Raw genomic sequence first — 24,167 nt, forward strand, 5'->3', positions numbered from 1 at the left:
GGTCAGGCTGCCAGGTTGTGGCGGCGCAGTCGTGCTTCGAAGACCACATCGCCGTCCTCGTTGCGCGCCTGCAGCGTGCCGCCGTGTGCCTTGACGAACTGGTCGGCGATGAACAGGCCCAGTCCCAGTCCTTGGCTGGCATGGAAGCTGGCCTTGAACGGTTCGAACAGGCGCGGCATCAGGCTGTCGGGGATGCTGCCGGCGTTGCGCACCGACAGGCGCAGGGTGTCGTGTTCGCGTCCATCCAGATGCACCTGCACCGGATGGCGTCCGCCATGCAGGACGGCGTTGCCGACCAGATTGGACACGACCTGCGCCAACCGGTCGCCATCCCCATCGCCATCCAGGTCGCCCTCGGTGCGCAGGTCGATCGTAGTGTGCGGATTGGCCTGCGCCACTTCGCCTACCACGCTGTGCACCACCTCGCCCAGGTTGCATGGGCCGAACTGCATCGGCAAACCATCGGTGCGCAGGCGCGAAAAATCCAGCAATTGCTCGACCATGCGCGACATGCGGTGCGCGCTGTTTTCCAGGTGTTCCAGCGTGCGCGCCGCCGAACTGTCGGCATCAACATCCAGGCCGAGTTTGTCGGCGCACAGCAGGATCACCGACAGCGGCGTGCGCAGGTCGTGGGTGAGCACGGCCATCATGGTTTCGTTGAGCGTGAGCGCGCGTTCGAGCGAGGCATTTCTCGCCTTGAGCAGCCGCCGCTGCTGGTACAACTCGATGAACACGTTGACCTTGCTCAAGATCACGTGCGGCTCGATCGGCTTGTGCAGAAAATCCACGGCGCCGGTTTCATAACCCTGGAAAGCGCGCATCGGATCGTTTGGCGAGGCGGTCAGGAAAATGATCGGCACATGCCGGGTGCGCTGCGAACCGCGCATCAATTCCGCTAGTGAAAAGCCGTCCATTTCCGGCATGTGCACGTCCAGCAGCGCCAATGCCACGTCGTGTTCGAGCAGCAGTTCCAGCGCCTGCGCACCGGAGGCGGCGCATAGCACGCGGATGCCGTCGCGTTGCAGCAGCGCTTCCATGGCCACCAGGTTCTGCGGCACATCGTCCACGATCAGGATCTTGGTCGATTCGGTGTCGTCGCTGCTTGCAGCCAGGCCGGTCGCGGTGAGGTTCATGCGTGAAAAGCTTCCAGTCGGGTGCAGATGGCTTGCAAGGTCAGCACCGCATCGGCGCCGGCGTGGGCGAGAGCGGAGGCGGGCATCAACGAGGCGGCAGCGTCATCGGGGCGCTGGATCCAGGCGGTACCGCCCACCGCACGCACCGCGGCCACCCCGGCGCTGCCGTCGCTGCTGGCACCGGTGAGCAGGATCGCCAGCAGGCGTTCGCCGAAGATATCGGCAGCCGATTCGAACAGCAGGTCGATCGCCGGGCGCGAAAACAACACCGGCGCATCCATCGACAACGCCAGGCTGTGGCGGGTTTCCACCAGCAGGTGGTAGTCGGGCGGGGCGATGGTGACGGTGCCGGGCAGCAGCGGTTGCTTGTCGTCGGCCTCGCGCACCGGCAACGCGCAGCGCGCATCCAGCAGCTCGGCGATGTGGCTGGGGCGGTCGCGCGGCAGATGCAGCACGACCAACACCGGCATCGGCAAATCCGCCGGCAGCCCGGACAACAACGCCTGCAGGGCCATCACGCCACCGGCGGAGGCACCGATCACGATCGCATCGAAACGCTGAGCTGCAGACGCGCGGCTCATGCGGCCTTCCGATACAGCCGCTGCTCGCGCGCGCAGGCTTCGAAGGCCTGCGCGTGCGCGCCGAACTGCAGCGACTCCTTGCTGCCCAATCCGAGAAATCCGCGATGCACCAATGCGTCGTAGAACAGCCCCACCGCGCGATCCTGCAAGCTGTGGTTGAAATAGATCAGCACGTTGCGGCATGACACCAGGTGGACTTCGGAAAACACCGTGTCGGTGGCCAGGCTGTGATCGGCGAACACGATATTGCGTTTCAGGCGCCGGTCGAACACCGCACCGTCGTAAGCGGTGGTGTAGTAGTCCGACAGCGAGGTGCGGCCACCGGCGTCCAGATAATTGCGGCTGAACTGCGCGATACGATCGATGCCATAGGCGCCGGCTTCGGCCATGCCCAGCGCTTCGGGGTTGATGTCGGTGGCGTAGATCACCGCCTTTTCCAACAGGCCTTCTTCGTGCAGCAGGATGGCCAGGGACCAGACTTCTTCACCGGTACTGCAGCCTGCCACCCAGAGCTTGATCGAGGGATAGGTACGCAAGACCGGCACCGCATGCTCGCGCAGGACGCGGAAATATGCCGGGTCGCGGAACATCTCCGAGACCTGCACGGTGAAGAACTGCATCGCCTGCGCGAAGGTGTCCGGCTCGTGCAGCAGACGGTGCTGCAGATCGGCCACGCGCGCGCAGTCGAAACGCGCCATCGCGTGGCGCATGCGCCGTCGCAACGACGACACCGCATAGTCGCGGAAGTCGTAGTGATAGCGCTGGAATACCGCTTCCAGCAGCACGCGCAGTTCCAGGTCGAACAGCTCTACCGCGTTCATTGCCGCGAGCACCACACGCGGCACAGCGAGACCAGCTTGTCCACGTCGATGGGCTTGGCGATGTAGTCGTTGGCGCCGGCTTCCAGGCAGCGTTCGCGGTCGTCGGCCATGGCCTTGGCGGTCAGCGCGATGATGGGCAGATCCTGCCATTGACGGTTCGTACGGATCTGCCGCATCGCGGTGATGCCATCCATCTCCGGCATCATGATGTCCATCAGGACCAGGTCCACCTCGTGCTTGGCCAGGTGCTCCAGCGCCTCGCGGCCATTGCGTGCGATCTGCAGCGTGACGCCCAGCGGTTCGAGCACGCTGGAGAGCGCAAAGATGTTGCGCACGTCGTCTTCGGCCAGCAACACGGTGGCGCCGTCCAGCACCGCGTCGCGGCGGCGTGCTTCGCGCAGCAGGCGCTGCTGATCGCTGGGCAACGAGGCTTCCACGCTGTGCAGGAACAGCGTCACCTCGTCGAGCAGGCGTTCCGGCGAGCGCACGCCCTTGATGATGATGCTCTTGGAATACCGGCGCAGGCCTTGTTCTTCGTCGCGGGTCAGGGCGCGCCCGGTGTAGACGATCACGGGAGGGAAGGCGACCGCATCGTTGCCGGCCATGCGTTCGAGCAGGTCGTAGCCGCTGCCGTCGGGCAAGGCCAGATCGGTAACCATGCAATCGAAGGTGGAGCCTGCCAGCTGATCCATCGCCTCGGCAATGCTGCCGACCGCGACGATGTCCAGCTGGTCGCGCGCCAGCAGCAATTGTAGGTTCGCGCGCAATGCGCTGTCGTCTTCGACGATCAACAAACGACGCACTGCGCGTGCATTGGTTTCTTCCAGCTGGCGGATCGCACCGGCCAGCAGTTCGCGCGTGGCCGGCTTGATCAGGTAGCCAACCGCACCAAGCTCCAGCGCAATCTGGCTGCGTTCCAGCGCGGACACCACGTGGACAGGCACATGGCGAGTGGCCGGATCGCGCTTGAGGCGTTCGAGCACGCTCAGACCGGACGCATCCGGCAGGCCGATGTCCAGCAGGATGCCGCTCGGGCGCATCTCGGCGGCCAGGCGCAGGGCCTCTTCTGCGTTGGGGGCCACCACGCAATCGAAATCCAGTTCGTGGGCCAGTTCCACCAGTGCTTGCGCAAAGCGGGTGTCGTCTTCCACCGCCAGGATCAGCCGGCCGGGGCGGCTGCGTTGGTCGCGATCGTCGTCGGCCCGTTGGATCGGTGCAGCGTTGGGCGATGCGATTGGCACCGGCACCGTGTGGGCCACCGCACCACCAGATGCGCCGGATTGCGCACCCATCGCGCTGCCGTTGCGTTGTTGCACATGGGCAGCAGACGCCGGGCCTGCGACCGCGGCGGCGTTCGTAGCTGTATCGGCAGGGCCGGTCACCTCCGCAGGTGCGCCATCGGTCGGCAATTCCAGCGTAAAGCAGCTGCCGCGCCCGGGCTCGCTGTCCACACTGATGCTGCCGCCCATGCGTTGGGCCAGGTCGCGCGAAATCGACAGACCCAACCCGGTACCGCCATAACGGCGGCGCGTGCTGCCGTCGGCCTGACGGAACGCTTCGAAGATCACCTCGCTCTGTTCGCGCGCGATGCCGATGCCGGTATCGGTCACCGCAAAGTGCACACGGCCGGGCGCATGCGCCTGGACCGTCAAGCTGACCTTGCCGTGTTCGGTGAACTTGATGGCGTTGGCCAACAGGTTCTTCAGGATCTGCTGCAGGCGCTGGTTGTCGACGACCAACTGTGCCGGCGCGCCGGCAGCTGCCGCGATCTCCAATGCCAGACCCTTCTGTCGCGCCAGCGGTTCGAAGGTTTCGCGCAGGCGTTGCAGCACCGAATCGGTGACGACCGTTTCGTCGGCCAGCTCCACGTGCCCGGCTTCGATCTTGGACAGGTCCAGGATGTCGTTGATCAGCGCCAGCAGGTCGTTGTTGGACGACAGGATCGCCTGCGCATATTTCACCTGCTCGGCGCTGAGCGTGCCGTCCTTGTTGTCGGCCAGCAACTTGGCCAGGATCAAGGCGCTGTTGAGCGGCGTGCGCAACTCGTGCGACATGTTGGCCAGGAATTCCGACTTGTAGCGCGATGCAGTGGACAACTCGTTGCTATTGCGCACCAGCTGATTCTGCGCGATCAACAAGGCCTGCTTTTGCGCCTCAAGCGCCTGCGTGCGCTCTTCCAGCTGCACGTTGGTCTGTTCCAGTTCTGCCTGCTGCACTTCCAGGTCGCTTTGCGACTGCTGCAGGCTACGGCTCTGTTCTTCGAGTTCCTCGTTGGCCACGCGCAGTTCTTCCTGCTGGGTCTGCAGTTCCTCGCTCTGTCGCTGGGTTTCTTCCAGCAAGGCCACCAGCTGCGCGCGCAGCAACGCGGTGCGCAGTGCCAGGCCGATGTTCTCGCCGCAGCGTGCCAGCAGTTCTTCTTCGCGCGAGCCGGCGGTGCGTGGGTCGGTCACGCGCCCGAGCTCGATGACGCCGATCACCCGGTCGTCGGCGGTGATCGGCGCCAGCAGCAGCTCCTGGCAGCTGCTCTGGCCCAGCCCGGAGGCAATCTGCAGATGCCCGGCGTCCATGCCACGGATGCGACGCACCGTGCCACGTTGCAGCACTTCGCCGAGCTGGCCGGCTGCGGTGGGCAGCGTCTGCGGCAGATCCGGCGGCAACGCCGCACCACCGGTGAGTCGCAGACGGTCGCCCTCGATGCGATACAGCGCGCCGACCTGCGCATCCAGTGTCTGGCACAGTGCGCGCACCGCGGCGTCGGCCAGCTCCTGCGGTGCCTGATCGCCGCGCAAACTGGCTTCGACCGTGTTTTCTGCCTGCTGCAGCCACAGTGCGAATTCGGCCTGGCGGCGTGCGCGGATCGCTTGCATCACCACCAACGCCATTGCCAGGAACGACACGCCGCCAATGCTGCGATTGACCGAGGAAAAGCTCGAATTCGTGCTTGGTGGCGCGAGCTGAAAACCGATCGCCAGCAAGACACACGACAGCACGCCGACGATGAGTGGCACCTGCGGGCGGTTCTGAAACACCGTCACGCCCACTGCCACGAAGTAGGTCAGCCACACTGCATAACCGAGCGGGGTCACCAGTTCCATGCCCAGCGTTCCAGCCATCAAGGCCCCCGCGATGACCCACACCCAGCGGTCGCGTGTGGTCGAGATGGTGTGCATAAGGTGCGTGGACCGAACTGGAAGGGCGGTCATGGTAGCCGATAACTTTCACGCACAAATCGCCGGGAAATTGACGCTTTTTGCTGCCGGGTTGGCTTGCACGCAGCCTTCACGTCGCTATCAATATGGTCCCGCGCTTTTCCGGAGAATCATCGCGCGATGGATGCGGAAACGGCCGTCGACAGCGCAGGGCCGCTTTCTTACGACAGCCGGCAGTGTCAGCTGTTGGTACAGAGCGTGTCCGATTACGCGATCTATATGCTCGATATTGGTGGGCATATTTGCAGCTGGAACCCCGGCGGCGAGCGCATCAAGGGCTACAGCGCAAGCGAGGTCCTGGGCACGCATTTCTCGCGGTTCTACCTGCCCGAGGATGCGCAACGCGACGAACCCAGCCGCAATCTGGAAATTGCCAAGCAAGAAGGGCGCTTCGCTGCCGAAGGTTGGCGCCTGCGCAAGGACGGCAGCCGGTTCTGGGCCAGCGTGGTGATCGAACCGGTGCTGGAATTCGGCGTGCTGGTCGGGTTTGCAAAAGTCACCCGCGATCTGACCGAGCGCCATGAAGCGCAGCAGTTGCTGCAACAGGCGCAGCAGGCGTTGCTGCAATCGCAGAAGGTCGAAGCCTTGGGCCGGTTGACGCTGGGCATGGCCCACGATTTCAACAACCTGCTCACGGTGATGGTGACCAGCCTGGACCTGATAGCGCTGAGCGCTGGTGAAGATGCGCGCACCCGCATGTTGATTGAAGTGGCGCAAACTGCGGTGGATCGCGGCACCTTGTTGACGCGGCAACTGCTCGCTTTCGCGCGCGGGCAACAGCTGAACCCCGAGCGCCACCCCGTCAACGACATCGTGACCCGTTCGCTGGAACTGTTACGGCGTGCTTGCCCGCCGGGTGTGAGCTTGGCGTTGCAGTTCGCCGACGCACTGCCGCATGTGCGCGTCGACCCTGGACAGCTGGAGGCGGCGCTGCTCAACCTGGTCTTCAATAGTTGCGATGCGATGCCCGCTGGCGGCAGCATCGTGTTGCTTGCTTCTGCTGCGCAACGACCCGAACCCTCAGGCCACCAAGGCGTCCTTCGCCCGTACGTCGCCCTTGCGGTACGCGACGATGGTCCGGGGATGTCCGCCCACGTTGCACAGCGCGCCAGCGAACCTTTTTTCACCACCAAAGATGTCGGCAAGGGCTCCGGCCTGGGCTTGAGCCAGGTCTATGGCTTCGCATCCCAGTCCGGTGGCTTCGTCGAGCTTGAGACCGCACCTGGACGCGGCACCACCGTCACCGTGTTTCTCCCGGCCGTCGAGGAGGCCGAGCATGACTGAATCCCTTCGCCTGCTGATGGTGGAAGACCAAGAAGAACTGCGCGAACTGATCGGCGAAGCGCTGCGCGATGCCGGCATCAGCGTCGACACCGCCGATGATGGTCACAGCGCGTTGCGCATGGTGCGCGACAGCGGCCCGTACGATGTGGTGTTCAGTGATATCCGCATGCCCAACGGCATGTCGGGCATTGAACTGAGCGAGCAGGTGGCGCAACTGCTGCCGCAGGCACGCGTGATTCTGGCCTCGGGATTTGCCAAGGCGCAGTTGCCGCCGTTGCCGGCTCAGGTCGATTTCCTGCCCAAACCCTACCGCCTGCGCCAGCTCATCGACATGCTCAAGAGTACCGCCGCCAACGCGTAAACGTTGGCTGGGCGTGCGGCATCGACGGCGCTGCTAGTGCGCCTTGTTGATGGCGCCTTCAACCCGGAGTGTCACGCCGGCACGGCGACGTGACCACAGGCACATCAGATGCAACGATCGCCCGGTTCGAAGGCGCGCCCGCACGCGGCAACGCGGCGCCACACGGCTGGCTGTGCCCGACACGTCATGCGCCTGGGCAGGCCCTGTGCATTGCATCCGATCGCTCATCGCAACTTGAGCATCACGATCGAATGCGCCGGCAGCGCCACGTTCACTGCCTTGCCTTGGACACGTGCGCCTTTGAATGCCGCCGGCGCAACGGCCTGTGGCTGCGCATAGGTGTTGTACGTGGTGATCGCCGGTGCGGTCAGGATCTGTCCCTCCACCGCACGCAGCGGCAGCCCTTCCACCTGCACGCTCACAGCCGCCGCCGCAGTCGCGTCCAGGTTGGTCAGCGCGAGATACACATGGCCGTCCTTCGCCTTGACCGCCGAGCCGTGCACGGCCGGCACCTGCGTGTCGCCATGACGATACGCAGGTGTCTGCAATTGCAGCGGCAGGTGTGTGGCGTCCTGGTAGGGCTTGTAAAGCGCAAACACGTGATAGGTCGGCGTCAGCACCATCTTCTCGCCATCGGTGAGGATCATCGCCTGCAGCACATTGACCATCTGCGCGATGTTGGCCATGCGCACACGCTCGGCATGCTGGCTGAAGATGTCGAAGTTGAGCGACGCCACCAGCGCGTCACGCAGGCTGTTTTGCTGCTGCAGGAAGCCGGGATTGGTGCCTGGCAATGGCGCATACCAGGTGCCCCATTCGTCCACGACCAGGGACACTTTCCTTGCCGGGTCGTACTTGTCCATGATCGCGCTGTGCTTGGTGATCAGCTCGTCCATCACCAGCGTGCGTGACAACGTCTGGATCCACGCGGTTTCGTCGAACGTGGTCGAAGACGCGCGCGGCGGCCAGCCACCGGGAATGGTGTAGTAGTGCATGCTCAGCCCATCCATGAACTTGGTGGCCTCGCGCATCATCACCTCGGTCCAGTGATAGTCGTCGTCGCTTGGGCCGGGCGCGATCTTGAAAATCTTCTGGTTGGCCGGCGACTTGACGAAGGTCTGGTAGCGGCGAAACACATCGGCTGCGTACTCCACGCGCATATTGCCGCCGCAGCCCCACAGCTCGTTGCCCACACCGAAGTAGGGAACCTGCCAGGGCGCATCGCGGCCATTGGCGCGGCGCTCGTTGGCCAGGCTCGAGCGTGTCGGCGCGGTCATGTATTCGGTCCACTGCGCAATCTCCTCCGGCGCAGCATCGCCCACATTCCCGGCGACATAGGCCTGGGTGCCGAGCAATTCGGTGAAGTCCATGAACTCGTGCGTGCCGAAACGGTTGGACTCTTCCACACCGCCCCAGTGCGTGTTGACCCGGATCGGGCGCTTGCCCGGCGTGCCGACGCCATCGCGCCAGTGGTATTCGTCGGCGAAGCAACCTCCAGGCCAGCGGATGTTGGGCACGGCAATGGCTTTCAGCGCGGCGACCACGTCGTTGCGATAGCCGCGCGTATTGGGGATCGACGATTCCTCGCCCACCCACACGCCACCATAGATGCCGGTGCCCAGATGCTCGGCGAATTGGCCGAACAGTTGCCGTGACACCTGCGCGCCGGGCTGGTCCACGCGCAAGGTGCCGCTGACCTTGACCTCGGCAGCGAAGCTGGCCGGCACGCTGGCAAGCGCGGCGGCGACGAAAACGGCGTTCAACAGCTGCCTGCGCGATGCCTGCAACGCGGGGGAAATCCACTGCATCGGGTCGGTGCTCCTGTGCTGGTCGATGGTCGGGTGGGTGCTGCTGCGATGGGAAGTGCGCGGCTAGCGTAGTGCCGGTGGCCGCCCTTTGTATTGCTGCAGCGCGGCCGCTGCAGGCGAGCGCGGCAGTCGCTTCGCCACTGCAATCGCCTCGCCGGCCAGGATGTGCGCGGCGGCATGGTCGGCAGCCATCGCATGCGGCTATGCTCGCGGGCTACCTCATCGGCAGGACGATCCATGCAGCGAGTGTTCGGGCAGTTGCCAGACGGTGTCGAAATCCATGCGCTCACGCTACGCAGCCAGGCTGGTCTGCAGGCGGAGGTGCTCACCTACGGCGGCATCCTGCATACGCTGCAGTTGACCACCGCACAGGGTGTCGTGCCGCTAGTGCTGAACCTGCCGGATCTAGCCGCCTATGCTGCCGATGGCGACAGCCTCAACATTCTGGTGGGCCGCTTCGGCAACCGCATCGCCGGTGCGCGTTACACCCTGGAGGGCGTCACCCACGTGCTGGCCGCCAATGAGGGGCGTAACCAGTTGCACGGCGGGCTGCGCGGTTTCGGGCGACGGGTGTGGAGCGTGCTGGAGCAGGCGCCGGACCAGGTGCTGCTGGGCTACGACTCACCCGATGGCGAAGAGGGCTACCCCGGCAATCTGCATGTGCGCGCGCACCTACAGCTTCACGGGCTGAGCCTGCAGCTGAACTTCCAAGCGCACTGCGATGCCGCGACTGCGTTGAACCTTACCCACCACCCGTATTTCAATCTGTCCGGCGACCCGCAGCTGCGGGCCGCAGCGCAGGTGCTGCGCGTGCCGGCCGATCGCTACCTGCCGGTGGATGCCGAGTCGATCCCCACGGGCGAGATCGCATCGGTGACCGGTACGCCATTCGATTTCCGCCAGCCTGCTGCGCTGGCCGACAACATTCAGCCGGCGCATCCCCAGATCATCCTCGGCAAGGGCTACGACCAGTGTCTGGTGCTGGCCGCCGACGCGGACTGCGTTGCCGAGCTGTACTCCCCGCACAGTGGCGTGGCGCTGCGCATCAGCAGCGATGCCCCGGCGGTGCAGGTGTACGAAGGCCAGCATCTGGACGCCCACCATCCCGGACTGGGCCGTGGCGTATGCCTGGAGCCGCAGGACTATCCGGACGCTCCCAACCACCCCAACTTCCCTTCGACCATCCTGCGGCCGGGTCAGACCTACCGCCGCAGTATCAGCTATCGCTTTGCCAAGGCGGGGCCGGACCAGCCCTGGGACGCCGTGCGCGCCGCGCTGGATGCGTGAGAGATTTCAGCGCTTGGGGGTTGGCTGAGCTGCGTCGTGCGGGCGCGACCCGGCACCGCTGATCGCAGTGCCCACTCTGAAGTTGCAAGACCTTCAGTTGCCGCAAGCCTGGGTTGCCAATGCTCTGGTGTGCCTGCCCGTAGCAGGCCGCAGAAGTTCGATCCATGCGCGCGGCCAGCGCACCGGCCAGGATGTGCAATCCAGGCGATCGCACTTCGCCGTGTTCGATTTCACATCAGAGACGCTGGGCTAGGCCAACCGCGCTCAACGCGGCCCCAGCACCAGCTCGATGACGAACTTGCTGCCGAAGAACGACAGCACCAGCAGCGCCATCGCGGTCAGCGTCCAGTGCACCGCCTTGGTGCCGCGCCAGCCATTGCGCCAGCGGCCGATCAGCAGCGCACCGAACACGATCCACGACAGGATGCTCAGCACGGTCTTTTGCAACAGCCGCTGCGCCAGGAAGTCCTGCACGAACAACAGGCCGGTCAGCAGGGTCAGGCTCAACAGCACAAAGCCCACCGTGATCGTGCGGAACAGCAGCGTTTCCAGCTCGGTCAGCGGTGGCAGTGCGCGCAGCCAGCTATGGAAATCGCGCCGCCGCAACGCGCGTTCCTGCAGCCACAGCATGATTGCCAGCAGCGCAGCGATGCCCAGCGTGGCGTAGGCCAGCAAGGCCAGCCACGCGTGCAATTCGAGTCGCCAGCCCAGATCCGAACTGGGCTCATGGCCGTAGGCGTGGTAGCTGGCCAGCAGGATCGCCGACAGCGGGAACACCACCACACCCACCGCCGCCATCCGCCCGCGGCCGCCGAACACCGCCGTCAGCGCAGCCATACCTAGCCCGCACAACGACAAGGCCGCGAAGAAGTGCATGTCCGGCCCGCCGGCGGTGCGCACGGCCACCAGCACGTGGTAACCGGCGTGCAAGGCCACTGCAGCCAATGCGGGCGCCAGCCAGTGCGCAGGCGATTGGTTGCCATCGCGCAACACCGCCCGGGTGAGCAGTGCCGTGGCAAGCAGATACAGGGCGAACGCGATGAGAACGATTGTCATCGTGGAAGTTTCGCATGGTGGGGCCGGGATTGGGGATTGGGGAATCGGGAATCGGGGAATCGGGGAATCGGGGAATCGGGGAATCGGGGAATCGGGGAATCGGGGAAGCCTGGCAATGGGTCGCTTGGGTTTTGCTGGCCGGCAAGGGGGGCGGTACCTCGCATGAAGCGGGGGTGCGCCGGGTATGCAGTAGAGCGTCTATTACCGGCCTTGCTGCCGTTCTGCTCGTCGCAGTCCCGGTCCCGGCGGATTGCCCGCCGCGCGGTGCGGTCGAAGAGTTCCTTAAAAGGTCACGTTTCCGGGGCTGGGGCCGGCCGCCAGCCGGTGCCGCTATAATCGGCACCCGTTTCCCCTCCGCGGTCCTTTGCGCATGTTCGAGTCCCTTACCCAACGTCTCTCCGGCACCATGGAGCGCCTGCGCGGCCGCGGCCGCCTGACCGAGGAGAACATCCGCGAAGCCACCCGCGAAGTGCGCATCGCGCTGCTCGAGGCCGACGTGGCGCTGCCGGTGGTGCAGGCGCTGATCGAGCGCATCAAGGTGCGCGCAGTCGGTCAGGAAGTGCTCAAGTCGCTGACCCCGGGCCAGGCGCTGATCAAGGTGGTGCGCGACGAGCTCACCGCCGTCATGGGCGCGGCCGCCACCGACCTCAACCTCAACGTGCCGGCGCCGGCGATCGTGCTGATGGCCGGTCTGCAGGGCGCAGGCAAGACCACCACGGTCGGCAAGCTCGCCAAGCACCTGAAGGAAAAGCGCAAGAAGAAGGTCATGGTGGTCTCGGCCGACGTCTACCGCCCGGCCGCGATCGAGCAGCTCAAGACCCTGGCCGAACAGGTGGGCGTGCTGTTCTTCGCCTCCGACGCCTCGCAGAAGCCGGTGGACATCGTGCGCGCGGCCATCTCCGATGCGAAGAAGTCGTTCGTCGACGTGTTGCTGGTCGATACCGCCGGCCGCCTGGCGATCGATCAGGCGATGATGGACGAGATCAAGGCGCTGCACGCCGCGGTCAACCCCACCGAAACCCTGTTCGTGGTCGATGCGATGACCGGCCAGGACGCGGCCAACACCGCCAAGGCGTTCGGCGAGGCGCTGCCGCTGACCGGCGTGGTGCTGACCAAGACCGACGGCGACGCGCGCGGCGGCGCGGCACTGAGCGTGCGCTACATCACCGGCAAGCCGATCAAGTTCGTCGGTACCGGCGAAAAGACCGACGGGCTGGACGTGTTCCATCCCGATCGCGTCGCCAGCCGCATCCTGGACATGGGGGACGTGCTGTCGCTGGTGGAGCAGGTCGAGCACAGCGTCGATCAGGAAAAGGCCGCCAAACTGGCCGCCAAGGTCGCCAAGGGCAAGAAGTTCGACCTCAACGACATGAAGGAACAGCTCGAGCAGATGCAGAACATGGGCGGCATCCATGGGCTGATGGACAAGCTGCCGGGCATGGGCCAGATCCCGGATAACGTCAAGCAGCAGGTCACCGGCAAGGAAGTGCCGCGCATGATCGCCATCATCAATTCGATGACCAAGAAAGAGCGCCGCAACCCCGCGCTGCTCAATGGCTCGCGCCGCGCCCGCATCGCCCGCGGCTCCGGCATGCAGCCGGCCGACGTCAACAAGCTGATGAAGCAGTACCAGCAGATGGAAAAGATGATGGGCAAGCTGGCCGGCGGCGGCATGAAGGGCCTGATGCGCAACATGAAGGGCATGATGGGCGCCATGGGCGGCCGCGGCGGCATGCCGTTCCGCTGAGCAACCTGCGTACGCCGCGCTGCGAAGACATTCGCAGGCGCACTGCGTGCATCTTGCGCTGGCCCTTGTGCTGGCGTGGCAGACCACTTCAAGGTAGACGGGCGCGGCAGGTGCCCGTGCCCGTGCCGGCATCAGCGTTTCTCCATCGCGGTTACCATGCGCCATCTCATGGTGTGCGAAGTGATTGATGACCAGGTTTTCCAACGTCGATGCCTTCCAGCAGCGCTTTGGGGTGCGGACTCCGATCCTGCTCAGTCCCATGGCCGGCGCCTGCCCGGTGCCGTTGTCGGCGGCGGTTGCCAACGCCGGTGGCATGGGCGCGATGGGTGCGGTGTTATCGCAGCCGCATGACATCGTGGCGTGGATGGCGGCATTCCGTGAGGCCAGCGCAGGGCCTGCGCAGATCAATCTATGGATTCCCGACCCGACACCTGCACGCGATGCGGCCACCGAGGCGCGGCTGCGCGCGTTTCTTGCGCAGTGGGGGCCGCCGGTGGCGGAGACAGCGGGCGATGCGACACCTGCCGATTTCGATGCGCAATTGGATGCCTTGCTCGCTGCGCGGCCAGCAGTTGCCTCATCGATCATGGGTGTCTTTCGGCCCGATCAGGTGGAACGTCTCAAGAATGCCGGGATCGCCTGGTTCGCCTGCGCGACCACCTTGAACGAAGCACTTGCGGCCCAGGCAGCAGGCGCCGATGCAGTGGTTGCGCAAGGGGCCGAGGCCGGTGGTCATCGCGGTGCGTTCGAGGCCGGCCGCGCAGCGCAGCAGATGACCGGGCTGTTGGCGTTGTTGCCGCGTCTGGTCGATCGTCTCGATGTCCCGGTCATCGCGGCCGGCGGCATCGCCGATGCGCGCGGCATCGCGGCAGCGCTGACCTTGGGCGCAAGCGCGGTACAGATCGGCACCGGCTTGCTACGCACGCCCGAAGCTGCATTGCCAAGCGCCTGGGCCGACGCGTTATCTCAGGCAGAGCCGGAGCACACCCAGCCAACCCGTGCATTCTCGGGCCGGTTGGGGCGCGCGCTGACCACAGCGTATGTCAGTGCAGCAAGCGCTGCAGACGCACCGCCACCCGCGCCGTACCCGGTGCAGCGCGGGCTCACCGCGCCGATGCGCCAGGCGGCCGCGCGCGATAACCGTCTGGATGCGATGCAGGCCTGGGCCGGCCAATCCGCCTGGATGGCGCCTGCACAGCCGGCTGCGCATGTCGTGACGCAGTGGTGGGAACAGGCGCAGGCGCTGTTGTGCCGTTGATCTTCTGCAATGGCATGGCCGCCACCGCGCAGCAGCTCAGTGCCGCGGCGTTGAACAATTACGGCCACTTCACCACGCTGCAGGTGCGCAACAACGCTGCGCTTGGGCTGGACCTGCATCTGCAACGGCTGCAGCACGACAGCGCAGCCCTGTTTGGTGCTGCCGTCGATATTGAGGCCATTCGCGCGCAGTTGCGGGCCGCATTGTCGGTCGCCGGCAGTGCCGATGCGAGCGTGCGCATCACGGTGTTTTCGCAGGATTTCGACCTGCGCGATCCAGCGCGCGTCGTTGCACTGGATGTGTTGATCGCGCTCTCGCCCGCTGCGCAGATGCCAGCAACTGCTGTGCGCGCGCAGCCGGCCTGCTACGTGCGCGAGCAGCCGCTGTTAAAGCACGTCGGCACCTTTGCGCTGCTGCAACTGCGCCGTCAGGCAATGCTTGCCGGGTTCGACGACGCGCTGCTGATCGATCCGCAAGGCCGGCTCGTGGAGGGGGCATTCTGGAATCTGGGCCTGTGGCAGCAGGGCAGGGTCGTGTGGCCACGGGGGCCGGCCTTGCCCGGCACCCGGCAGCGGCTGCTGCAGGCCGGGCTGCAAGCGATTGGCATCGAGCAGGACACGCGCCCCGTCACGCTGGACGAACTCCACGGATTCGATGGCGGCTTCAGCTGCAATGCGCGTGGGCAACAGGCGTTGGCGGCGGTCGGGTCTGTGCAGTGGCCGGACGCCGCCGCCCAGCTGGCAATTCTGGAGCAGGCCCTGCAAACCCAGGCCTGGCAAGCGATCTGAGCGGTTCAGGGGTGACTTGGCTTCGCCGCCGGAGCCCGCTATAATCGTCGGCTTACCGCGCCACTCTGGCGACTGGGCAACTCAGGAAAACAACACCATGGTCAAGATCCGACTGACCCGCGGCGGCGCCAAGAAGCGTCCGTTCTACCACATCATCGTGACCGACGTGCGCAGCGCGCGCGACGGCCGCAACATCGAGCGCCTGGGTTACTACAACCCGGTTGCCCAGGGCGCAGAGCCGCGCATCGTGCTGGACGTCGCACGCGTCGACCATTGGGTCGGCAACGGCGCGCAGCTGACCGACAAGGTGCGTAACCTGTATCGCGAAGCCAAGTCTCAGGCCGCTGCGGCCTGATCTTGAGGGCCGGGTGTCGCCACCTGGCCCAGAGTCGACGCAGATGAAGCAGACCGAGCGCCGCATCCTGTTAGGCAGGATTGTCGGCGCTTTTGGTGTCAAGGGTGAGCTGAAGCTCGAATCCTGGACCGAGCCACGAACCGCTATCTTCCGGTACCAGCCGTGGATCGTGCGCGCGCCATCCGGACAGGAGTCGGTGGTCAGCGGCGTGCGTGGGCGCGATCAGGGCAAGAATCTGATTGCGGTGTTCCCCGGCGTCACCGACCGTGACACGGTCGAAGCCATGCACGGGACTGAAATCTATGTCGCGCGCAGTGCGTTGCCGCCGCCCAAGCCCGACGAATATTACTGGGTGGACCTGGAAGAGTTGCAGGTGGAAACCGTCGAAGGCGTCAAGCTGGGCACGGTGTCGCACCTGTTCTCCACCGGCTCCAACGACGTGGTGGTAGTGCGTGGCGATCGCGAGCGGATGATTCCGTTCGTGTTCCCGGATTTCGTCAAGTCGGTCGACTTCGACGCCAACCTGATCGTGGTGGACTGGGATCCGGATTTCTGATCAAAGCGGTGCTTCGGCGCTGCGCTTGACTCTACCCATTCCCCAATTCGACTCCCGATTCTCCAGTGCGCATCGACGTCATCAGCCTGTTCCCCGAGTTCATCGCGCAATGCGCGGCGTTCGGCGTGGTCGGGCGTGCGCAGGAGCGCGGCTTGCTGGAATTGCAGGGCTGGAATCCGCGCGAGCATGCGCAGGGCAACTATCGCCGCGTGGACGACCGTCCGTTCGGTGGCGGGCCCGGCATGGTGATGCTGATCGAGCCGTTGCGGGCCTGCCTGGAGACGGTGCAGGCCGCAGATACGCGGCCAGCGCCCGTGATCTACCTCAGCCCGCAGGGGCGTCCGCTCACGCAGGCGCTCGCACGCGAGTTGGCGCAGTTGCCGCGCATGGTGTTGTTGTGCGGCCGCTATGAAGGCGTGGACGAGCGCTTTCTGGCGCAGGCGGTGGAGATGGAAATCTCCATCGGCGATTACGTATTGTCCGGCGGTGAATTGGGTGCAGCGGTTGTCGTGGACGTGGTGGCGCGGTTGCAGGACGGCGTATTGAACGATGCCGAATCTGCCGCCCAGGACAGTTTCGAAGGCCCGCAAGGCCTGCTCGATTGCCCCCATTACAGCCATCCGGCGACCCATGCATGGGGCGATGTGCCCGATGTATTGCGTTCGGGCAACCATGCGGCAATTGCGCGCTGGCGCCGGAAGCAATCGCTGGGCCGGACCTGGCTGCGCCGCCCGGACCTGCTCGACGAGGCGGGGCTGGAGAAGAACGATCGCCGTCTGCTGGACGAGTTTCGCCGCGAACTCGCCCCGGACGACGAGAAATAAAGGGCTCACCCCTAGCTCTTGCAAGATTGATTGGGGTACAATATGCGGCTTGCTGGCCAGCCTTGCGTCTGGCCCTCCTACGAACCTCGAGCAATCGCCGTGCGGCGACTGCCGGTCCAATATCACCAGACACGCGGTGCCCACCATGAGCAAACTCAACAAGACCATCCTGGCTGACTTCGAAGCCGCCCAGATCCAGCGCAAGCTGCCGGAATTCAACCAGGGCGACACCGTTGTGGTGAACGTCAAGGTGAAGGAAGGCAACCGCGAGCGCGTGCAGGCCTATGAGGGCGTGGTGATCGGGACCAAGAATGCCGGCCTGAACTCCTCCTTCACCGTGCGCAAGATCTCGCACGGCTTCGGCGTCGAGCGCGTGTTCCAGACCCACAGCGCCATCATCGACTCGGTCGAAGTGAAGCGTCGCGGTAAGGTGCGCGCCGGTAAGCTGTACTACCTGCGTGGTCTGGAAGGCAAGGCTGCCCGCATCAAGGAAGATCTGGCCGCCGCTGCGCAGGCCAAGGCCGCTCGCCAGGCTGCTGCCAAGGCCGAGTGAGCCACATTGGCGGGCCTGTCCCGCCACTGCCAAACAGCCGCCTTCGGGCGGCTGTTTGCGTTTGTGGGAATGGTTTGTGGGAATGCCTGTCCGGTTGCGGCATCCACGCATGATGCACACTGCGCCTTGCGGGAATTCTTCAGCAACCCCGTGTTCTCGATCGCGGGTGGTCGAGATACGGAGGCTGGCTACCCTGATCCCATGACGGTTCCAAGCGCATGCGCCCGGGATGGCTGCGGACCCGGCGGTACGCCTGCCGCCAACGTAACTAACGCTGCGGTGTCCGCGGTACTTGCTGCGCGCCTGGTGCGTCGGTGAGCGGGGCCGGGTCGGCGACCGGTGAGGCCGGATGCGCGGGTACTTCCGCTGCAGCCGCAAGCTCCGACGGATGCGTGGGTGCGGTCAGCATGCGCGCCTTGCGCCAGCCGCCCCAGCGGTAATACGCCAGCGACAGCAGCATCGAACAGGCCGAACTGATCGGAAAGCTCCACCACACCGCATCGGCGCCCAGATGCGGCAGCAGCGCGTTGGCCAACGGCACGCGCACGCCCCACAGCGAAAACGCCAGGATCAACAACGGCGGAATCACTGCACCGGTGGCGCGTACCACGCCCGAGACCACGAAGCTGACACCGAACAGCAGGAACGACCAGATCGCGATGTGGTTGAGGTGCCGCGCAACCTCCAGCGTGGCGCTGCCTTCGGGCAGGAACAGGGCCAGGGTCCAGCGATCGAACAGGATCAGCAGCACGATCAGCAGGCCCGTCATCAGGAAATTGGCGGCGATGCCGGTACGTGCGACCGCATCCACGCGTGGCCACAGGCCGGCGCCCACATTCTGCGCGGCCATCGACGAACAAGCGGCGCCCACCGCCATGGCCGGCATCTGCACATAGTTCCATAGCTGCAATCCTGCGCCGAATGCCGCAGCGGTTTCGGTGCCGAAGCCATTGACCAGCGACAACATGGCGATCATCGACAGCGAGATCATCACCATCTGCAGGCCCATCGGCACGCCTTTGACGATCAACGCGCGCAGGATGGCTGGGTCGATGCGAAACAGGCGCAAGTCGCTCCGGCCCAGCCACAAGACATGGCGTTTGTTGCGCAGATACACCAGCAACCCGGCCAGTGCGACGACCTGCGCGATCAACGTGGCCCAGGCCGCACCGGCAATGCCCAATGCCGGAAACGGGCCGATGCCGAACAACAGCAGCGGGTTGAACACGATATCCAGCAGCACCGACAGCAACAGGAAACGGAACGGCGTGCGCGCATCGCCGGTGCCGCGCAAGGCCGCCGACAGGAAGGCGAACAGATACAGCGTGGGCATCGCCAGGAAGATCACCCGCAGATAGTCTTCGGCCAGCGTTTGCGAGGCGGCGGGCGTGCCCATGGCGGTCAGCAGATGCGGCGCCAGGTACCTGCCGAGCACGGCAATCACGGCCGACAGCCCGCCGAAGAAGCTTGCGCTGGTGCCCATCACTTTGCGCGCTTGGGCGATATCGCGTGCGCCCATCGCCTGGCCGATCAGGATGGTCGAGGCCATGCCGATGCCGAACACCGAGCCGATCAGGAAGAACATGATGCTGTTGGCATTGGCCGCCGCGGTCAGCGCTTCTTCGCCGAGATAGCGACCGATCCAGATCGCGTTGATCGAGCCGTTGAGCGACTGGGCGATGTTGCCGGCCATGATCGGCAGCGCGAACAACAGCAGGTTCTTGCCGATCGGGCCTTCGGTCAGGACAGCGGATTTGGGCATCGCAGTCGTATCGTCGCGCAGAAGGTGCGCACACTAGCATTGCCCAGGTGAGCCCGGATGCAGCGCACTTGCGGCGAGGCGGCGAGGCGGCGTGGGGCGCGCTGATCGTGGAGCACGCTGCGCATTTTGTCTGGCGGCGGCATGCGAAGTTGCCGCAGGCTTGCGCCCGCATAGGCAACGCGGCAGGTGCAGCCTGGCGAGGATGGGGGAGTGCGCGTCGGCTGGGGCGCAGCCAGGTCGGACGTGTTCGACAGTTGGCCTGCTGATGCGCCGGCCGATCGCTGCATCGCGGTTGGATTCCTATTGGTGCGCCCGTTCGTCTAAGACCCGAATGCAGGATCGCTATGCTGCCCAAGGCAGCAAGGACGCAAAGCCCACTATGCTGTCGCGATGGTGATCCGTGCGACCCGTTTGCTGCATCTGCTCGACGCCCTGCGCGGACGGCGTCGGCCCGTGGCCGGTGCGCAGCTCGCCACTGCGCTGGGCGTCAGCCTGCGTACGCTGTATCGCGATATCGCCACCTTGCGCGCGCAGGGCGCCGACATCCTCGGCGATCCCGGCGTCGGCTATGTGTTGCGTCCAGGCTTCCTGCTGCCGGCACTGAATTTCACCGAGGACGAACTGGAGGCCTTGACCCTGGGCGCGCGCTGGGTGGCGCGCCAGGCCGATCCGGAACTGGCGCAGGCGGCGCAGCGTGCGGTAGCGCGCATCACCGCCACGCTGCCCGGCAATCTGCGCGCATCGATCGAGACCAGCGGGCTGCTGGTGCCTGCGGCCGATGCCGCGCAACCGCCCGCACCGTGGCTGCCGATCCTGCGTCGCGGCATCCGGCTCGAACACGTGCTGCGGATGGACTATGCCGATGCCGAAGGCGCTGCCTCGCAACGGCGGGTCTGGCCGTTCGCGATGGCCTTTCTTGGCGGCTACGGCATGATCGCCGCGTGGTGCGAACTGCGCGGCGATTTCCGCCATTTCCGCGCCGACCGGGTGCTGGCCCTGGCCGACGATGGCGAACGCTATCCCTCGCGCCGGCATCTGCTGATCAAGCGCTGGCGCGCGGCGACCGGCTACGGAGCCGACTGCTGACAGCACCTGTCAGCAGGGCAGGACCAGACTGCAGGCTGTCCACCAGGAAAGTCTGCCCATGTCCACCGAGATCGTGCTCTACACCCACCCGTTGTCACGCGGCCGTGTCGCCCGCTGGATGCTGGAGGAGACCGGCCTGCCGTACCAGACGGTCATCCTCGACTACGGCACCACGATGAAGGCGCCGGACTATCTGGCGATCAACCCGATGGGCAAGGTGCCGGCGCTGCGCCATGGCGAGACGGTCGTCACCGAAAACGCGGCGATCTGTGCCTACCTGGCCGACCTGGTGCCGGAGCGGCATCTGGCGCCGCCGCCGGGATCGCCGGCGCGCGCCGATTATTACCGCTGGCTGTTTTTCCTGGCCGGCCCAGTGGAGGCGCTGCTGACCGCGAAGGAAAGCGGCGTGCTGGCACCGGCACGCAGCGCCGGCTACGGCCACGAAGCGGACGTGCTGCAGGCCCTGGAACAGGCCATCACGGGCCGCGAATACCTGGCCGGCGCGTGCTTCAGCGCGGCCGACCTGTACATGGCGGCGGTGGTGGGTTTCTACACGCGTACCGGCATGCTGGAGCCGCGGCCTGCGTTTACTGCCTTCGCGCAACGGCATGCCGCCCGACCTGCGGCACTGCGTGCCAACGCTGCCGACGATGCGTTGATTGCGGCGCATCCGAACCCGGACATGCCGCGCACCGTGGACACGACGAACACCTAGCGGCGGCGACGGTCCGCTGGCGGTGCTGCCCTGCGGTGCGGACCAGGCCGCACCTGGTTCTGCCCGCTTGAGTTCCGCAGTCGTTGCCCAAACATCGGGTGTGGCGCACACCATCGTCGCCGAAGGCGCCGGCAAGCGAGCCGGCGTTTGCGCAAGATCGCAGCGCTTGCACGCATGCAAGGCGTGCTGCGCTAGCCAACGCACGACACGAGACCGCGAGACGAATGAATCTAGAGCTGGAACGGGCGATGACGGTCAGGCTGGATGTCTGGCTGTGGGCAGCGCGCTTTTTCAAGACGCGCAGCCTGGCCAAGAATGCAGTGGAGACCGGCAAGGTCGACGTGGCCGGTCAGCGTCCCAAGCCGTCGCGTGCGCTGCGCAGCGGCGAACGACTGCGTATCGACCGCGGCGGCGAAATCTTCGAGATCACCGTTGCCGCGCTCAGCGATGTGCGCGGCCCGGCCCCGGTCGCACAGGCGCTCTACATCGAAACCGACAGTTCGCGCGAGGCCCGCGCGCAATGGCGCCTGCAGCGCGCGGCCGAGCGCACCGGTTACCGTGCGCCCGAGGGTAAACCGGACAAGCGTGCGCGCCGCCTGATCACGGCATTGGGCGATATCGACGCGTTGTAGCGCGCGCCCCGGCGATTCGGGGCGTTTGCATTAGGTGGCACACGCACCTGCGTGTTGGCAGGTGCGTGAGAGTGAGCACGCTCAGGCCAGATCGAAACGATCCAGCTGCATTACCTTGGTCCAGGCGGCAACGAAGTCGTGCACGAACTTTTCCTGCGCATCGGCGCTGGCGTAGACCTCGGCCACCGCACGCAGGATGGAGTTGGAGCCGAACACCAGGTCCACGCGCGTGCCGGTCCAGCGAAGTTCGCCGGTGCTGCGGTCGCGGCCTTCGTACTCGTCCCTCGCCTCCGAGGTGGCCTTCCACTCGGTACGCATGTCGAGCAGGTTGGCGAAGAAGTCGTTGCTCAACACACCGGGACGGCTGGTGAACACACCATGCTTCGAGTCGCCGACATTGGCGCCCAGCACGCGCAGGCCGCCGACCAGCACGGTCAGCTCCGGCGCGGTGAGGGTGAGCAGCTGGGCCTTGTCGATCAACAGCGCTTCGGCCGGCACTGCGTAGCGACGCTTGGCGAAGTTGCGGAAGCCATCGGCCACCGGTTCTAGCACGGCGAAGGATTCCACATCGGTCTGTTGCTGCGACGCATCGGTACGGCCGGGTGCGAACGGCACGGTGACCTGGTGGCCGGCGGCTTGCGCTGCATGTTCCACTGCGGCGTTACCGGCCAGCACGATCAGGTCGGCCAGCGAGATCTTCTTGCCACCCGATTGCGCAGCGTTGAAGTCGGCCTGGATGCGTTCCAGCGTTGCGAGCACCTTGGCCAGTTGCTCGGGCTGATTGGCCTGCCAATCCTTCTGCGGGGCCAGGCGGATGCGCGCACCGTTGGCGCCGCCACGCTTGTCCGAGCCGCGGAACGTGGAGGCCGACGCCCACGCAGTGGACACCAGGTGCGCCACGCTCAGGCCCGAGGCCAGAATGGTCTGCTTGAGCGCGGCGGCGTCCTGCGCATCGACCAGTGGGTGATCGACCGCCGGCACCGGGTCCTGCCACACCAACTCTTCAGCAGGCACGTCAGCGCCCAGGTAGCGCGAGCGCGGGCCCATGTCGCGGTGGGTGAGCTTGAACCAGGCGCGTGCGAAGGCATCGGCGAATTGTTCGGGATGCTGCTGGAAACGCCGCGAGATGGCTTCGTACACCGGGTCGAAGCGCAGCGCCAGATCGGTGGTCAGCATCGTCGGGCGATGCTTCCTGGAGGCGTCGTGCGCGTCGGGAATGATGGAGTCGGCGTTCTTGGCCACCCATTGGTGCGCGCCGGCCGGGCTCTTGCTCAGCTCCCACTCGAAACCGAACAGATGGTCGAAGTAATCGTTGCTCCACTGCGCCGGCGTGGTGGTCCAGGTGACTTCCAGGCCGCTGGTGATGGTGTCGGCGCCCTTGCCGCTTCCGTAGCGGTTATGCCAGCCCAAGCCCTGGCTTTCCAGCTCGCCGGCTTCGGGTTCGGCACCCACGTTGTTGGCCGGGCCGGCACCGTGGGTCTTGCCGAAGGTGTGGCCGCCGGCGATCAGCGCCACGGTCTCTTCATCGTTCATGGCCATGCGCGCGAAGGTGTCGCGGATGTCGCGCGCGGAGGCGATCGGGTCGGGGTTGCCGTCCGGGCCTTCCGGATTGACGTAGATCAGGCCCATCTGCACCGCGGCCAGCGGGTTTTCCAGGTCGCGGGTATGCGGCACCTGGCTGTCGTCGTCCTTCACCAGCACCCCGTGCGCTTCGTCCACGCCCGGCGAACCGCGCGAGTAGCGGTCGTCGCCACCCAGCCACTTGGTTTCGCGACCCCAGTACAGGTCCTGATCCGGCTCCCAGGTGTCTTCGCGGCCACCGGCAAAACCGAAGGTCTTCAAGCCCATCGATTCCAGCGCGACGTTGCCGGTGAGAATCATCAGGTCGGCCCAGGAAATGGCCTGGCCGTACTTCTGCTTGATCGGCCACAGCAGGCGACGCGCCTTGTCCAGGCTGACGTTGTCCGGCCAGCTGTTGAGCGGGGCGAAGCGTTGCTGCCCACGTCCGCCACCGCCACGTCCATCGCCGATGCGATAGGTGCCGGCGCTATGCCAGGCCATGCGCACGAACAGCGGGCCGTAATGGCCGAAGTCGGCCGGCCACCAGTCCTGCGAATCGGTCATCAACGCATGCAGGTCCCGCTTGAGCGCCTGCAGGTCCAGGCGCTTGAATGCGTCGGCATAGTTGAACGACTGGCCCAGCGGGTTGGATTTGCTCGAATGCTGGCTGAGCAGATCCACGCGCAGCTGCTTGGGCCACCAATCGCGATTGGTGGTTCCGGTACCGACGACGGCGTGGTTGAACGGGCACTTTGCTTCGGTGGTCATGGCAATACCTGTGTGCGGGAGCA

General features: G+C 65.6%; 21 protein-coding genes. 13 read left to right on the forward strand and 8 right to left on the reverse strand.

Going from position 1 to position 24,167, the window contains the following annotated elements; genetic code table 11:
- Positions 1 to 2 precede the first annotated feature (2 nt).
- The 4 genes from ACCQ15_RS06320 to ACCQ15_RS06335 are packed head-to-tail and all read right to left on the reverse strand — an operon-like array spanning position 3 to position 5,705.
- Complete coding sequence (locus tag ACCQ15_RS06320) at positions 3 to 1,133, reverse strand: hybrid sensor histidine kinase/response regulator (RefSeq protein ID WP_008571106.1); 1,131 nt, start codon at positions 1,131 to 1,133, stop codon at positions 3 to 5.
- Positions 1,130 to 1,714, reverse strand: a complete 585-nt coding sequence (locus ACCQ15_RS06325; RefSeq protein ID WP_372381339.1) for a chemotaxis protein CheB — start codon at positions 1,712 to 1,714, stop codon at positions 1,130 to 1,132. The genes ACCQ15_RS06320 and ACCQ15_RS06325 overlap by 4 nt, the downstream gene beginning before the upstream one ends.
- Positions 1,711 to 2,559 (reverse strand): CheR family methyltransferase, encoded by an 849-nt coding sequence (locus tag ACCQ15_RS06330; protein ID WP_372381340.1) that lies wholly within the window; start codon positions 2,557 to 2,559, stop codon positions 1,711 to 1,713. The genes ACCQ15_RS06325 and ACCQ15_RS06330 overlap by 4 nt, the downstream gene beginning before the upstream one ends.
- Positions 2,532 to 5,705, reverse strand: coding sequence for a response regulator (locus ACCQ15_RS06335; RefSeq protein ID WP_218195469.1), 3,174 nt, complete (start codon positions 5,703 to 5,705; stop codon positions 2,532 to 2,534). The genes ACCQ15_RS06330 and ACCQ15_RS06335 overlap by 28 nt, the downstream gene beginning before the upstream one ends.
- 159 nt (positions 5,706 to 5,864) lie before the next feature.
- Here ACCQ15_RS06335 and ACCQ15_RS06340 point away from each other — a divergent pair, with 159 nt between their 5' ends.
- Positions 5,865 to 7,028, forward strand: a complete 1,164-nt coding sequence (locus ACCQ15_RS06340; RefSeq protein WP_372381341.1) for a PAS domain-containing hybrid sensor histidine kinase/response regulator family protein — start codon at positions 5,865 to 5,867, stop codon at positions 7,026 to 7,028.
- The gene (locus tag ACCQ15_RS06345; protein ID WP_014089653.1) at positions 7,021 to 7,389 is read left to right on the forward strand and encodes a response regulator; all 369 of its coding nucleotides are present in this window, start codon (positions 7,021 to 7,023) and stop codon (positions 7,387 to 7,389) included. The genes ACCQ15_RS06340 and ACCQ15_RS06345 overlap by 8 nt, the downstream gene beginning before the upstream one ends.
- A gap of 224 nt (positions 7,390 to 7,613) precedes the next feature.
- Here ACCQ15_RS06345 and ACCQ15_RS06350 read toward each other — a convergent pair whose 3' ends face one another.
- On the reverse strand, positions 7,614 to 9,197 hold the full coding sequence (locus ACCQ15_RS06350; RefSeq protein WP_122272229.1) for an alpha-N-arabinofuranosidase: 1,584 nt from the start codon (positions 9,195 to 9,197) through the stop codon (positions 7,614 to 7,616).
- Between the two features lie 237 nt (positions 9,198 to 9,434).
- Between ACCQ15_RS06350 and ACCQ15_RS06355 the strand changes: the two genes are divergently transcribed.
- On the forward strand, positions 9,435 to 10,484 hold the full coding sequence (locus tag ACCQ15_RS06355) for an aldose epimerase family protein (RefSeq protein ID WP_011346786.1): 1,050 nt from the start codon (positions 9,435 to 9,437) through the stop codon (positions 10,482 to 10,484).
- Between the two features lie 264 nt (positions 10,485 to 10,748).
- Here ACCQ15_RS06355 and ACCQ15_RS06360 read toward each other — a convergent pair whose 3' ends face one another.
- The gene (locus tag ACCQ15_RS06360) at positions 10,749 to 11,540 is read right to left on the reverse strand and encodes a cytochrome C assembly family protein (protein WP_008571117.1); all 792 of its coding nucleotides are present in this window, start codon (positions 11,538 to 11,540) and stop codon (positions 10,749 to 10,751) included.
- A gap of 370 nt (positions 11,541 to 11,910) precedes the next feature.
- On the opposite strand from ACCQ15_RS06360, the gene ffh reads away from it, so the two are divergent.
- The 7 genes from ffh to rplS all read left to right on the forward strand — a co-directional run bounded on the left by ffh (position 11,911) and on the right by rplS (position 17,621).
- Complete coding sequence (gene ffh / locus ACCQ15_RS06365) at positions 11,911 to 13,287, forward strand: signal recognition particle protein (RefSeq protein ID WP_008571118.1); 1,377 nt, start codon at positions 11,911 to 11,913, stop codon at positions 13,285 to 13,287.
- A 187-nt stretch (positions 13,288 to 13,474) separates the two neighbouring features.
- Complete coding sequence (locus ACCQ15_RS06370) at positions 13,475 to 14,545, forward strand: NAD(P)H-dependent flavin oxidoreductase (protein WP_122272230.1); 1,071 nt, start codon at positions 13,475 to 13,477, stop codon at positions 14,543 to 14,545.
- Positions 14,536 to 15,333: an aminotransferase class IV family protein gene (locus ACCQ15_RS06375; protein ID WP_008571120.1), complete on the forward strand. Its 798-nt coding sequence runs from the start codon at positions 14,536 to 14,538 to the stop codon at positions 15,331 to 15,333. The genes ACCQ15_RS06370 and ACCQ15_RS06375 overlap by 10 nt, the downstream gene beginning before the upstream one ends.
- A gap of 97 nt (positions 15,334 to 15,430) precedes the next feature.
- Positions 15,431 to 15,688 carry a 30S ribosomal protein S16 gene (gene rpsP, locus ACCQ15_RS06380; RefSeq protein ID WP_003484223.1) on the forward strand — a complete coding sequence of 86 codons (258 nt, stop codon included), beginning with the start codon at positions 15,431 to 15,433 and terminating at the stop codon, positions 15,686 to 15,688.
- Positions 15,689 to 15,731: 43 nt separating this feature from the next.
- Entirely contained in the window at positions 15,732 to 16,244 is a 513-nt protein-coding gene (gene rimM / locus ACCQ15_RS06385) for a ribosome maturation factor RimM (protein ID WP_008571121.1), read from the forward strand.
- A 65-nt stretch (positions 16,245 to 16,309) separates the two neighbouring features.
- Positions 16,310 to 17,068 carry a tRNA (guanosine(37)-N1)-methyltransferase TrmD gene (gene trmD, locus ACCQ15_RS06390; RefSeq protein ID WP_014089658.1) on the forward strand — a complete coding sequence of 253 codons (759 nt, stop codon included), beginning with the start codon at positions 16,310 to 16,312 and terminating at the stop codon, positions 17,066 to 17,068.
- 145 nt (positions 17,069 to 17,213) lie between these two features.
- Positions 17,214 to 17,621: a 50S ribosomal protein L19 gene (gene rplS / locus ACCQ15_RS06395; RefSeq protein WP_003484215.1), complete on the forward strand. Its 408-nt coding sequence runs from the start codon at positions 17,214 to 17,216 to the stop codon at positions 17,619 to 17,621.
- Between the two features lie 268 nt (positions 17,622 to 17,889).
- On the opposite strand, the gene ACCQ15_RS06400 is transcribed toward rplS, so the two are convergent.
- Positions 17,890 to 19,383 (reverse strand): MATE family efflux transporter, encoded by a 1,494-nt coding sequence (locus tag ACCQ15_RS06400; protein ID WP_372381342.1) that lies wholly within the window; start codon positions 19,381 to 19,383, stop codon positions 17,890 to 17,892.
- Between the two features lie 390 nt (positions 19,384 to 19,773).
- Here ACCQ15_RS06400 and ACCQ15_RS06405 point away from each other — a divergent pair, with 390 nt between their 5' ends.
- The 3 genes from ACCQ15_RS06405 to ACCQ15_RS06415 all read left to right on the forward strand — a co-directional run bounded on the left by ACCQ15_RS06405 (position 19,774) and on the right by ACCQ15_RS06415 (position 21,816).
- Entirely contained in the window at positions 19,774 to 20,469 is a 696-nt protein-coding gene (locus ACCQ15_RS06405; protein WP_031421633.1) for a helix-turn-helix transcriptional regulator, read from the forward strand.
- A 58-nt stretch (positions 20,470 to 20,527) separates the two neighbouring features.
- Positions 20,528 to 21,184 (forward strand): glutathione S-transferase family protein, encoded by a 657-nt coding sequence (locus tag ACCQ15_RS06410; protein ID WP_277574935.1) that lies wholly within the window; start codon positions 20,528 to 20,530, stop codon positions 21,182 to 21,184.
- 224 nt (positions 21,185 to 21,408) lie between these two features.
- Positions 21,409 to 21,816 (forward strand): RNA-binding S4 domain-containing protein, encoded by a 408-nt coding sequence (locus tag ACCQ15_RS06415; protein ID WP_029818945.1) that lies wholly within the window; start codon positions 21,409 to 21,411, stop codon positions 21,814 to 21,816.
- Positions 21,817 to 21,897: 81 nt separating this feature from the next.
- On the opposite strand, the gene katG is transcribed toward ACCQ15_RS06415, so the two are convergent.
- Positions 21,898 to 24,144, reverse strand: coding sequence for a catalase/peroxidase HPI (katG, locus tag ACCQ15_RS06420; protein ID WP_372381343.1), 2,247 nt, complete (start codon positions 24,142 to 24,144; stop codon positions 21,898 to 21,900).
- Positions 24,145 to 24,167: the final 23 nt, after the last annotated feature.

This window comes from Xanthomonas sp. NCPPB 1754 (assembly GCF_041475725.2).
Lineage (GTDB): Bacteria > Pseudomonadota > Gammaproteobacteria > Xanthomonadales > Xanthomonadaceae > Xanthomonas > Xanthomonas euvesicatoria.